Consider the following 12836-nt stretch of genomic DNA (forward strand, 5'->3'; position numbering starts at 1 on the left):
GATCATGACAGATAACAACATTAGTGAACAGGTGGCATTTGACAAGATTAAAATCGGTCTTGCATCACCGGAAAAGATCAGAGAATGGTCAAAGGGTGAAGTAACAAAACCAGAGACAATTAACTACAGAACTTTAAAGCCTGAAAAGGACGGATTGTTTTGTGAAAAAATCTTTGGACCTAGCAAAGACTGGGAATGTCATTGTGGAAAATATAAGAAAATCAGATATAAAGGTGTCATTTGTGATAGATGTGGTGTTGAAGTAACTAAGGCCAGCGTTCGTAGAGAGCGTATGGGTAGAGTTGAACTTGCAGCTCCTGTATCACACATTTGGTACTTCAAGGGTATCCCATCGAGAATGGGATTAATCCTTGATATATCTCCAAAGGTATTGGAAAAAGTATTGTATTTTGCATCATACATTGTACTTGACCCAATGGATACAAATCTTGAGTACAAGCAGGTTTTATCTGAAAAAGAATTCAGAGAAGCTTATGAAGAATATGCAGGAAAATTCAGAGTAGGCATGGGTGCTGAAGCTATTAAAGAATTACTTGCAGCTATAGATTTGGATAAAGAAGCTGAAGAACTTAAAGCAGAGTTATTTGAAGCAACAGGTCAGAAAAAGACTAAGATTGTTAAAAGACTTGAAGTTATGGAAGCTTTCAGAAGTTCAGGAAACAAACCTGAATGGATGATTCTTGATGTAGTACCTGTAATTCCACCTGACTTAAGACCTATGGTACAGTTAGATGGTGGTAGATTTGCTACATCAGATTTAAATGATTTATACAGAAGAATCATAAATAGAAATAACCGTCTTAAGAGACTTCTTGAATTAGGCGCTCCGGAAATCATTGTTAGAAACGAAAAGAGAATGCTTCAGGAAGCTGTAGACGCGTTAATCGATAATGGTAGAAGAGGAAGACCTGTAACTGGTCCTGGAAACAGAGCTCTTAAGTCATTATCAGACATGCTTAAAGGTAAGCAGGGACGTTTCCGTCAGAACTTACTTGGTAAGCGTGTTGACTATTCAGGACGTTCAGTTATCGTTGTAGGACCGGAACTTAAGATTTATCAGTGCGGTCTTCCAAAAGAGATGGCTATTGAATTGTTCAAACCATTTGTTATGAAAGAATTAGTGGCAAATGGAACAGCACACAATATTAAGAGTGCTAAGAAGATGGTAGAAAGATTACAGACAGAAGTATGGGATGTATTAGAGGATGTAATTAAAGAACATCCGGTTATGCTTAACCGTGCCCCTACACTTCACAGACTTGGTATTCAGGCATTTGAACCTGTTTTAGTTGAAGGTAGAGCTATTAAGCTTCATCCACTTGTATGTACAGCTTATAATGCCGACTTCGATGGTGACCAGATGGCCGTGCATCTTCCATTGTCAGTAGAAGCACAGGCAGAATGTAGATTCTTATTATTGTCACCAAACAACTTATTAAAACCATCAGATGGTGCACCTGTAGCAGTTCCTTCACAGGATATGGTACTTGGTATTTACTATTTGACAATGGATAAATATGTTGATTATTCAGATGATGAGAAACTTGTTAAGACATTAGAAAAGGCAAAAGTTTACGAAGATGAAGACAGTATCAGAAAAGAATTAAATGATGGAAAAATTGATGTTGATTCAATGATTAAATTCCATGCAGATGACAGAGTTGTAATTTGTAAAACTATTGACGTTTTAGGACGTAGCTTTAGCAATGAAAATCAGGCAATTCTCGCATATGAAAATGGAGAAATTACTCTTCACCAGAAGATTCGTGTAAAGAGAACTGTATACAACAATGAAGGTAAGGAAATTACAGGTGTTGTTGATGCGACTCTTGGACGTTTAATATTTAATGAAATCCTTCCACAGGATTTGGGATTTGTTAAGAGAGAAACAGATGAAGACTTCCTTAAATTAGAAGTTGGATTCCACGTAGGAAAGAAACAGTTGAAACAGATTCTTGAAAAAGTAATCAATAACCATGGCGCAACAAAGACTGCTGAAGTTTTAGATGATATCAAGGCTATGGGTTATAAGTTCTCAACAAGAGCTGCCATGACAGTTTCAATTTCTGATATGACAGTACCTGCAGCTAAACAGCAGATTTTAGATGATGCTGAAGAAACTGTAGAAAAGATTACAAAGAACTATCGTCGTGGTTTCTTAACAGATGAAGAAAGATACAAAGAAGTAATTACAACATGGCAGAAAGCCGATGATGAAATTACAAAAGCCCTTCTTACAGGACTTGATAAATATAATAACATCTTTATGATGGCTGACTCTGGTGCCCGTGGTTCTGATAAGCAGATTAAACAGCTTGCCGGTATGCGTGGTTTGATGGCCGATACATCAGGTAGAACTATTGAGTTGCCTATTAAGTCAAACTTCCGTGAAGGTCTTGACGTTTTGGAATACTTCATTTCAGCTCATGGTGCTAGAAAAGGTATGGCAGATACAGCGTTAAGAACAGCCGATTCAGGATACTTAACAAGACGTCTTGTTGATGTATCACAGGATTTAATTATTCGTGATGTTGACTGTTGTGAAGGAAAGGCAATTCCATTTATGGAAATCGAAGCTTTCACAGACGGCGGTGAAGTAATTGAAAGTCTTGAAGAAAGAATTACAGGAAGATATTCTGCAGAAACAATTTATGATGCAGAAGGAAATATCATTGTAAAAGCAAACCACATGATTACACCAAAGCGTGCAGCAAAGGTTGTAGCTACAGGTGTAGACAAGGTTAAGATTCGTACAATTCTTACATGTAAATCACATGTAGGTGTATGTTCTAAGTGTTACGGTGCTAACATGGCTACAGGTCAGTCAGTACAGGTTGGTGAAGCAGTTGGTATTATTGCTGCTCAGTCAATCGGTGAACCTGGTACACAGCTTACAATGAGAACATTCCACTCAGGTGGTATCGCCGGAGATGATATTACACAGGGTCTTCCTAGAGTAGAAGAATTATTTGAAGCTAGAAAGCCAAAGGGTCTTGCTATTATTGCTGAATTTGGTGGAAGAGCTGAAATTAAAGAAAATAAAAAGAAACGTGAAATTGTTATTACTAATGATGAAACAGGCGAATCAAAGACATATTTGATTCCTTACGGTTCAAGAATTAAGATTCTTGACGGTGCAATCCTTGAAGCAGGTGACGAACTTACAGAAGGTAGTATAAACCCACACGATCTCTTAAAGATTAAGGGACTTCGTGCAGTTCAGGATTATATGATTCGTGAAGTACAGAGAGTTTACCGCTTACAGGGTGTAGAAATTAATGATAAGCACGTTGAAGTAATTGTACGTCAGATGCTTAAGAAGATTAAGGTTGACACAGCAGGAGATTCAGAATTCCTTCCAGGTACATCAGTTGACGTTCTTGATTTCAATGAAACAGTAGAACGCTTGCAGGAAGAAGGAAAAGAAGTTCCAACAGGTACTCAGGTAATGCTTGGTATCACAAAGGCCAGCCTTGCTACAAATTCATTCTTATCAGCAGCTTCATTCCAGGAAACAACAAGAGTTCTTACAGAAGCAGCTATTAATGGTAAGGTTGATCCACTTGTAGGTCTTAAGGAAAACGTAATCATTGGTAAATTAATCCCTGCAGGTACAGGTATGAAGAGATACCGTTCTGTAAAATTAGATACTGATGACAATATTGCAAATGCAATAAACGATGATGATGTTTTATCATTCTCAGAAAATGAAGAAATTACATCAGAAGACGTTGTTGCGGTTAGCGAAGATACAGAAGAATAAAAAATCAAAAGCAATATACTTGCATTTGATAATATAAAAGACAGTTCGTAACCATCCTGTCTATAAACAAAACTAAGGATTTAATTTATGAAAAAAAGAGCGCCTTAGTGTGCTCTTTTTTTGTTACGAACTATAAAACATCTGCTGCGCGAGTGGTGATTATAGTTTAAATAAGTATATTATAAAGTGCTGTTTGATAAAGGAGCAATTAATTATGGTAGAAGGTTTTAATCCTGTAAGATATTCAATTATTAAAGGTAAATGTCCAAGAGAAATAGTAATGCTTGTTGGAAATGGGTGTAAATGGCGTAAATGCAGATTTTGTGATTATCATTTAGACTCAAGCCCTGACAAAGAATTTAATTATAAAATAAATAAAGCTGAACTTGAAAAAGTGACAGGAATGTTTGGTGAACTTGAAGTAATAAATTCAGGAAGTTTTGTAGATCTAGATGGAAATACAATTAAAATGATTAAGGATATTTGCGTAAATAAAAAAATAAAAAAAATTCATTTTGAATGTCATTGGATTCATAAAGATGAAGTTAAAGAATTTAAAAAGGAATTTATGGATTTGGGAGTAGAACCTGTAATTAGACTCGGATTAGAAACTTTTGATTATGACTTTAGAGAAAATTATCTTGTTAAAGGAATAGATGAAAAAAATCCGAAAATAATAGCTGAATATTTTGATGAAATTAATTTGCTTCAAGGAATAGAAGGACAAACAGCCGAATCTATGATTTGGGATATAGAAATGGGCTTAAAGCATTTTAAACGTGTATATGTAAATATTATGACAGAAAATGGAATGCCGATAAAGCCTGATAAAATGGTTATTGAGCAATTTAGAACAAAAGTATATCCACGATTTAAAGATAATGATAAAGTGGATATTCTATTAGAAAATACAGATTTTGGAGTTGGAGAGAATAAATGTTAAATGAAATTTTATTAATAGGTTCAATAATTGTAATTTATGGAATGACGCTTGTATTGTATAGAATTTTTGGAAAACAGGGATTATATACATTTACAATAATTGCAACAATAGGCGCTAATATCGAAGTTTTAATAGTTATTAATGCATTTGGAATGGAAATGACATTAGGAAATGTGTTATTTGCTTCTACATTTTTAATAACGGATATAATAAGTGAAATATATGGAAAAAAAGATGCTAAACTTGCGGTATATTTGGGTATATCTACATCAATTGCTTTTATAATTTTGTCGCAGTGGTGGCTTCAGTATATCCCTGCAGAAAGCGATTTTGCGATGCCTGCAATGAAGACAATTTTTTCAAATACACCAAGATTAATGCTTACAAGTATGATTGTATATGCCATAGTACAGCAATTTGATGTGTGGGCATATCATAAATGGTGGGAATTTACTAAAAAGAAGTTTGGTAATGAAAGAAAATATTTATGGATTAGAAACAATGGTTCAACACTTGTATCACAGTTCTTAAATAATCTATTATTTTCACTTGGTGCATTTTGGGGAATACATTCAACATCAACAATAATAAAAATTGTAATTTCCAGTTATGTGATATTTATTGTAACAAGCCTTGCTGATACACCTTTTGTATATTGTGCAAGATTGATTTATGATAAAAATAAAGAAAAAGATAAATTTAAAAAGTAAAGATTAAATGTACATGTGATGTAAGAAAAAAATAATATAATATATAAAAATGGTGCCTTATAGATTGAAAGAACTTTTAGTTTGAAACAATCTGTAGGGCATTTTTTGTGTGCTGATTATGTACAAAATTCTAAGCAATTAAAAATAATATTTTTACTGAATTACTATATGAAAGATTTTAAGCAATTAACATTAATGCTATTGTTTGATAAAAAAGAGAACTAAATATACCTACAATACAGCAACAGATTATTATTACAAAGTAACATCTTATGTAAATAATCAGGAATCGGGTTTATCAGATCCTATTTCAGAAAATTTGTTATGTAATGCTTACAGGAAGTCCTGGAATTTCTCATGTAGTAAATTATTCAGGGGGAGCTGTAACATATGTGGGACAAAGACAGATTCTTACTTCATACGGTTCAGGTTTGGCATTGCCAACTATTAAATTAACTAACAGTTTAACATATTAAAGCGTTAACTATTGAAAATAATGTGTAATTTGCTTATAATACTCTTTATATGCAGTTAGTTAAAGTGCTTTCGAATTTATTAATTCAATCCAGATAACACATAAATGCATAAAGAACAATTTATGAAAAGGAAAGAAAAAAGATGAAAGATACGCTTGAAATCAGATGGCACGGACGTGGAGGACAAGGTGCCAAAACAGCAGCTTTGCTTTTAGCAGAAGTGGCGTTTAAAACAGGTAAATATGCTCAGGGTTTCCCTGAATATGGTCCTGAAAGAATGGGTGCGCCAATTACTGCTTACGACAGAATAAGTGATTCAGAAATTCGAGTTCATTCGAATATTTATGATCCGGAATTTGTAGTTGTAGTTGATGAAACTTTATTAGAGATTGTTGATGTTACAGCAGGTCTTAAAGAAGATGGAGCAATTCTAATTAATACTGCAAAAAGTAAGGAAGAAATATTACCACTGTTAAAAGGATATAAAGGAAAAGTTTACACAGTTGATGCCAGAAAGATTTCAATGGAAACTCTTGGTAAAAATTTCCCTAATACACCAATGCTTGCAGCTATAGTAAAGGTTACAGGAGTAATCGATGATGAAACATTCTTGAATGAGATGGAAGGTTCATTCAAGCATAAATTTGCAAGAAAACCTGAAGTAATTGAAGGAAATATGCAGGCTCTTAAGGTAGCTTTAAGGGAGGTTAAATAAATGGCAAAGACAGATATAACAAAGTTAGGAACTGATGTAGCATGGCAGGATGTTACAAGAGGTAACACAGTTGTAGGCTGTGGAACAACAAAGCAGTTTGTAACAGGCGATTGGACAAATGTAGCACCTGTTATAGATGAAGAAAAATGCAAACAGTGTTTATTATGCGTACCTTGTTGCCCGGATAGCGCAATTCCGGTAAAAGATTACAAGAGATGTGCAATAGATTATGATCATTGTAAAGGATGTGGAATTTGTGTTAAAGCATGTCCATTTGGAGCAATAAAGATGGAGGTGAAGAAGAATGCCTAAGAAAGTACAGATGTCAGGAAATGAAGCAGTTGCAAATGCTTTAAGACAGATTAATCCGGATGTATTTCCAATGTTTCCAATCACACCATCAACTGAAATTCCACAGTATTTTGCAAATTATGTATCAAATGGATTAGTTGATACAGAATTTATTACAGTTGAAAGTGAACATAGTTCAATGTCAGCAGCAATTGGTGCATCAGCAGCAGGAGCGAGAGCATTGACAGCAACATCATCTGCAGGACTCGCATTTATGTGGGAAGTATTAGGTGTTGCAGCATCTCATAGAGTACCTGTTGTATTAGCAGCAGTTTGTAGAGCTCTTACAGGCCCTCTTAACATTAACTGTGATCATTCAGATACAATGGGAGCAAGAGATTCAGGTTGGATTCAGTTATATGCTGAAACAAATCAGGAAGCATATGACAATATGGTTATGGCTTACAGAATTGCAGAACATAAGGATGTTATGTTACCAATTATGATTTGCCAGGATGGATTTATTACAAGTCATGCCGTAATGAATATGGAATTACTTGATGATGATGTAGTAAAGAATTTCGTTGGAGAATATGAGCCGGAAGATTATTTGCTCAATCCAAATGAAACATATGCAGTAGGACCATATGCCATCACTGATTACTATATGGAATCAAGAAAAGCACAGTCTCATGCAATGGAAAATGCAAAGCAGGTAATTAAAGATATTGCAGAAGAATTTGAAAAAATATCAGGACGTAAATACGGTCTTATTGAAGAATATAGAATGGAAGATGCTGAATATGCAGTTGTTATTATAGGTTCAGCTGCAGGAACAACAAAGGAAGCAATCGACCATATGAGAGAAAATGGTGAAAAGGTAGGTCTTATAAAAGTAAGATCATTCAGACCTTTCCCTGGAGAAGAAATTGCAGCTTCACTTAAAAAATGTAAGGCTGTAGCAATAATGGACAGATCTGAAAGCTTTTCAACAAATGGAGGCCCATTAGGAGCAGAGACAATGCAGGCAATGTACACAGCAAGATGTACAGCTCTTACAATTGATATCATGTATGGTATTGGTGGACGTGATGTTACAGTTGATGACATGATTAATGTATATGATACATTAAAAGACATCGCAGCAACAGGAGAAACAGGTGACGTTTACAGATACATGGGATTAAGAGATAAGGAGGCAAAATAAATGGGTTACAATTTTAAAGAAACAATGAATAAGCCTGAAAGATTTGCTCCCGGTCATAGAATGTGTGCAGGTTGTGGAGCTACTATAACAGCAAGAAACGTTCTTAGAGGACTTCATGAAGGTGATAAGGCAGTTATTTCATGTGCAACAGGATGTTTAAATGTATCGTCATTTATGTATCCATATGTAGCATGGGAAGACAGTTATATACATAGTGCATTTGAAAACGCAAGTTCGACAATGAGTGGTGTTGAAGGTGCATATAAGGCTTTAAAGAAAAAAGGTAAATTAAAAGAAGATTATAAATTCATTACATTTGGTGGTGATGGTGGTACATATGATATCGGTATCCAGTCTCTTTCAGGAGCAATGGAAAGAGGAACAAATATGACGTATGTATGCTACGATAATGGAGCATATATGAATACCGGTACACAGCGTTCATCAGCAACTCCAATGTATGCGGATACAACAACAACACCTGTTGGACCAAAATGTAAAGGTAAAGCACAGTATAGAAAAGATTTAGCAGCAATACTTGCAGCACATGACATTCCATACGTTGCACAGACAACTTTACTTCAGGGATTTAAAGATATGCATGTTAAGGCTGAAAAAGCTATCTATACAGATGGACCAGCATTTTTAAATGTTATGTCACCATGTCCTACAGGATGGAAATATAAAGCTGACGAAATAATGGAAATATGTAAGTTAGGTGTAGAAACTAATTACTGGCCATTATTTGAAGTGATTGATGGCAAATGGATTTTGAATTATGAACCAAAGAAGAGACTTCCAATTGAAGAATTTTTAAGAACACAGGGAAGATTTAAACATTTGTTTAAACCTGAAAATGAACACCTGATTGAAGAATTCCAGAAGGAAGTTGACAGAAGATGGGATGATTTGTTATTCAAATGTAGCAGATAACAGTATGAAAAATGCTGTTGTAAAATTACACAAAATGGTGTAAATTAAGATAGATTAATATTGACATATAAAGGCTGCCAAAAATAGAGAATATAATTTCTGTTTTTGACAGCCGATTTTTCTGAGGGAAAGAATAGGAATAAGATGGAATTTGAATTTAATCGAGAAAAAAGCAGTTTCATAAAAGTTTTAAAAGGAAAATGCGAAAAAAATGCATTAAAGTGCAGTGTTGAAGATAATAAAATAATGATTGAAACATTTGATAATTCAGAAGGAAAGTTAGAAGATGCTATACCGGCAGTTTTTAAAGGAACAATTGAAGCTAAAGAAAATAAAACATCAATTAAAGGAAGATTTACAAACGGATTTTATTTGACAACATTAGTAGCGGTAGCAGCGATATTAATAATTGCAAGATTATCATGGTCAATATATCAGAAACAATTGGACAATATTATTATGTGTGCCATAGCTACTGCAATATTAGTAATTGTTTGTGTAGTTGTTAACATTAAAGGGAAAAAAACAAAAGAAAGAATAATAACTTTGTTGAAACAACTACAATAATGTTAATAAAGTATGAAACAAGGATGGGTATGTTGCCTTTTGAAATCTGTCTGTTATAATGATATGAAAAAAGTATTTGTTGAATTATACAAGAAATGATTTTATTGACTTATACTCGTATAAATACAAAAAATAATTTTATTGACTTATGTCCGTAGAATGGTAAAAGGAATAATTAGTAATGAATAATAAAGTAAGTTCAGCTACAAAAAATATAATAATGGTATGCTTAAGTAACGGTCTGACTATTTTAGTCGGGCTGTTCATGGGATTTATTTTGCCAAAGAATATTAGTGTTGATAGTTATGCAAATTATCAGATTTATAATTTATATATAGCGTATGCGGGGTTCTTTCATTTTGGACTTGTAAACGGAATATATATTAAGTATGGAAAATATGATTATGAAGATATTCCATACAGTAAGTTTAAAGCATTTTTTAAAAGCCTGATAGTAATTCATATAATTTCTGCATTGGCGTTGTTAGCATTTGTTATATTTGCAAGTGGTGGAAATGATATAGATCAAAGAATTGCATATCTTTTTGTAATAGTTAATATTCCGTTGATTAATATTAAATGGTTCTTTTCATCTATAAATCAATTTACAAAGAGATTTGTTATAGACAGTTATCTTACAATAACTCAGAATGTTTTAAATGTTGTAGCAGTAGGATGTATTATAGCATTTCATCTGTACACATATTTAAGTATTTTAATATTCACAACAATAATGAATTTTGTATGTATGAGTTTGTCTATATATCAAAATAAAGAAATTATACTTGCAAAATCAGGAAAAGTTCAGTTATCCGAAGTTGGTGGATTAATAAAAACAGGTTTTTTCCTGATGCTTAGTGAGTTTGTTGGAATTATTATTTTAGGAATAGACAGTATATTTGTACAACAGTTTATGCCTAAATATACATTTTCAATGTATCAGTTTGCGGTTTCAATAGTAAGTCTTGTATTTACAATGGTAACGGTTGTTACAAATCTTGTATATCCATATCTTGTTAGAGCGGATGAAAATAAATATGGATTATATTATACGATGCTTAGTGATGTGGTATCTGTTGTTTCAGCAGCAGCAATGGCGGCATTTTTTGCAGCAAAATTTATCATACAATTATGGATACCTAAATATAATGATAGCATTCCTATAGTCGCAATTTTGTTTGGAACTATAGTATTCAGAATTTTAATAATGTTGGTATGTGGAAATTATTTTAAAGTACTTAAGATGATAAAGGAATACACTGCTAACAACATTATGGCAATTACCATAGGCTTTGCGTTTGATGTAATAGCATTGATTGTGTTTAATGATTCATGGTACATTGCGTTAGCAAGTCTTGCGTCATTTATAGTATGGTATTTAATTACAGATAGAAAATTTATAAAGCATTTTAAATTGAAAGTTAAGGATTGGATGCCAAGATATTTTTATATCGTAGTAAGTTTAGGGGCATTTTATTTCTTTGCAAATCATGATTGGGTAGTAAGTATTTTTGTCTATGGAATATTTACGGTTATATTTGGAATAGCATGCTTTGCAAAATATATAAAAGTAATAAACGAGATGAGAGTAAAATAAACTTGGCAATAAACGGATGACAAATTAGTATATTAGTAAGTTCCAAAGGCGGTAACCCGGAGTCGGGTTGCCGCTTTTTGTGTTTATGGTAAAAAATGAAAAAGGAAGGGAATATGCTTATGAAAGGATTTGCAAAGACACTGGGAGATGTTTTGTCAACAATTGACGGAATTGTATGGGGACCAATTATGTTATGCTTATTAGTTGGAACCGGAGTAATTTTAACTATCAGAACAAGAGGATTAGGATGGAGAAATTTAGGTTATGCCCTTAAGTCGACACTTAGTAAAGAAGCAAGAACAAAAAGTAGAGGAAGTGGAGATATTTCACCATTTTCAGCTCTGACAACAGCGCTTGCAGCAACAATTGGTACCGGAAACATCGTAGGTGTTGCTACAGCCATGGTATCAGGTGGACCCGGAGCATTAGTATGGATGTGGTTGTCGGCAGCATTTGGAATTACATCAAAATTTAGTGAATGTATGCTTGCAATTAAGTATAGAGAAGTAAATGCTAATGGGGAAATGTCAGGTGGTCCTATGTATACAATGAAAAAGGCATTTAAAAATAAAAAGATTGGAGCAGTACTTGGCTGGGTGTTTGCCTTATTCGCTGTAATAGCATCATTTGGAATAGGAAATCTTACACAGGCAAACTCGATATCAGAGTCATTAAAATCTACATGGAACATCCCGACAAATGTTGTTGGGGTAATTCTTACAATTTTAGCTTTAATTATAATTGTAGGTGGAATCAAATCAATATCAAAAGTATCACAGGTTGTAGTACCTGCAATGGCAATATTTTATGTAATAGCAGGTTTAGTGGTAATTATAATTAATATAGAAAATGTTCCCGCAGGATTGACAGCAGTTTTTCAATCTGCAATAGGGATACAGCCACTTGCAGGAGGAGTAGCAGGAACAATTACAGCTTCAATGATGAACGCAATGAGATTTGGTGTAGCAAGAGGTGTTTTTTCAAATGAAGCAGGTATGGGCTCAGCTGCCATAACTGCAGCAGCAGCTACAACAGATAACCATGTAAGACAGGGATACATAAATATGACAGGAACGTTTTACGATACAATAGTTGTATGTACTATTACAGGATTATGTATTGCAAGCTCAGGTGTACTTGGAACAACAGATGCATCAGGAGAATTAGTATCTGGAGCTGCCTTGACAATTGCAGCATTTAGTACGGCTTTAGGTAAATGGGGAGCTTACCTTGTTACAATAGGAATTGCATTATTTGCATTTTCAACAATACTTGGATGGGAGTATCATGGAGAAAAAGCATTTGAATATATTTTGGGAACACACAAATACAACATGATTTACAGAATATTATTTTCTTTAATTGCATACATAGGAGCTACAACAACATTACAGATTGTATGGGATTTCTCAGATATAGCCAATGCGCTTATGGCTATTCCGAACTTAATATGTCTTCTTGCTTTAAGCGGTGAAATTGCAAAAGATATGATAGAATTTCAAAAAGTAATTAAGGCAGAGAAAAATAAGTAATAGAATATTATTATTGAAATATGAATAAAATGCAATGTTTTGTATAATAATAAATGAAAAATAGTTTAAATTTTTTAGAAA

Annotated in this window: 11 protein-coding genes; all 11 read left to right on the plus strand. The window is 33.7% G+C overall.

All coding sequences use genetic code 11. From position 1 onward, the window contains the following. Positions 1–4: 4 nt before the first annotated feature. The 11 genes from rpoC to N5B56_RS04300 all read left to right on the plus strand — a co-directional run bounded on the left by rpoC (position 5) and on the right by N5B56_RS04300 (position 12755). The gene (gene rpoC / locus N5B56_RS04250) at positions 5–3784 is read left to right on the plus strand and encodes a DNA-directed RNA polymerase subunit beta' (protein ID WP_260978448.1); all 3780 of its coding nucleotides are present in this window, start codon (positions 5–7) and stop codon (positions 3782–3784) included. 214 nt (positions 3785–3998) lie between these two features. Next, entirely contained in the window at positions 3999–4727 is a 729-nt protein-coding gene (locus N5B56_RS04255) for a radical SAM protein (RefSeq protein WP_260978449.1), read from the plus strand. Next, positions 4721–5437: a queuosine precursor transporter gene (locus tag N5B56_RS04260; protein ID WP_022089864.1), complete on the plus strand. Its 717-nt coding sequence runs from the start codon at positions 4721–4723 to the stop codon at positions 5435–5437. Before N5B56_RS04255 ends, N5B56_RS04260 begins: the two co-directional genes overlap by 7 nt. A 329-nt stretch (positions 5438–5766) precedes the next feature. After that, entirely contained in the window at positions 5767–5913 is a 147-nt protein-coding gene (locus N5B56_RS04265) for a hypothetical protein (RefSeq protein WP_260978450.1), read from the plus strand. A 142-nt stretch (positions 5914–6055) separates the two neighbouring features. Next, positions 6056–6628: a 2-oxoacid:acceptor oxidoreductase subunit gamma family protein gene (locus tag N5B56_RS04270; protein ID WP_022089863.1), complete on the plus strand. Its 573-nt coding sequence runs from the start codon at positions 6056–6058 to the stop codon at positions 6626–6628. Beyond that, positions 6629–6940 carry a 4Fe-4S binding protein gene (locus tag N5B56_RS04275; protein WP_022089862.1) on the plus strand — a complete coding sequence of 104 codons (312 nt, stop codon included), beginning with the start codon at positions 6629–6631 and terminating at the stop codon, positions 6938–6940. Then, a complete protein-coding gene (gene porA / locus N5B56_RS04280; RefSeq protein WP_260978451.1) occupies positions 6933–8126 on the plus strand; it encodes a pyruvate ferredoxin oxidoreductase in 1194 nt (397 codons plus the stop codon). Before N5B56_RS04275 ends, porA begins: the two co-directional genes overlap by 8 nt. Continuing rightward, positions 8127–9059 (plus strand): thiamine pyrophosphate-dependent enzyme, encoded by a 933-nt coding sequence (locus tag N5B56_RS04285; RefSeq protein ID WP_117908870.1) that lies wholly within the window; start codon positions 8127–8129, stop codon positions 9057–9059. Positions 9060–9203: 144 nt separating this feature from the next. Further along, positions 9204–9626, plus strand: coding sequence for a hypothetical protein (locus N5B56_RS04290; RefSeq protein ID WP_022089859.1), 423 nt, complete (start codon positions 9204–9206; stop codon positions 9624–9626). Between the two features lie 181 nt (positions 9627–9807). Continuing rightward, positions 9808–11223: a lipopolysaccharide biosynthesis protein gene (locus N5B56_RS04295; protein ID WP_118565300.1), complete on the plus strand. Its 1416-nt coding sequence runs from the start codon at positions 9808–9810 to the stop codon at positions 11221–11223. A 113-nt stretch (positions 11224–11336) separates the two neighbouring features. After that, a complete protein-coding gene (locus N5B56_RS04300; protein ID WP_243053234.1) occupies positions 11337–12755 on the plus strand; it encodes an alanine/glycine:cation symporter family protein in 1419 nt (472 codons plus the stop codon). Positions 12756–12836 lie beyond the last annotated feature (81 nt).

Origin of the sequence: Eubacterium album (assembly GCF_025336545.1) — a bacterium.
Taxonomy (GTDB): domain Bacteria; phylum Bacillota; class Clostridia; order Lachnospirales; family Lachnospiraceae; genus Eubacterium_U; species Eubacterium_U album.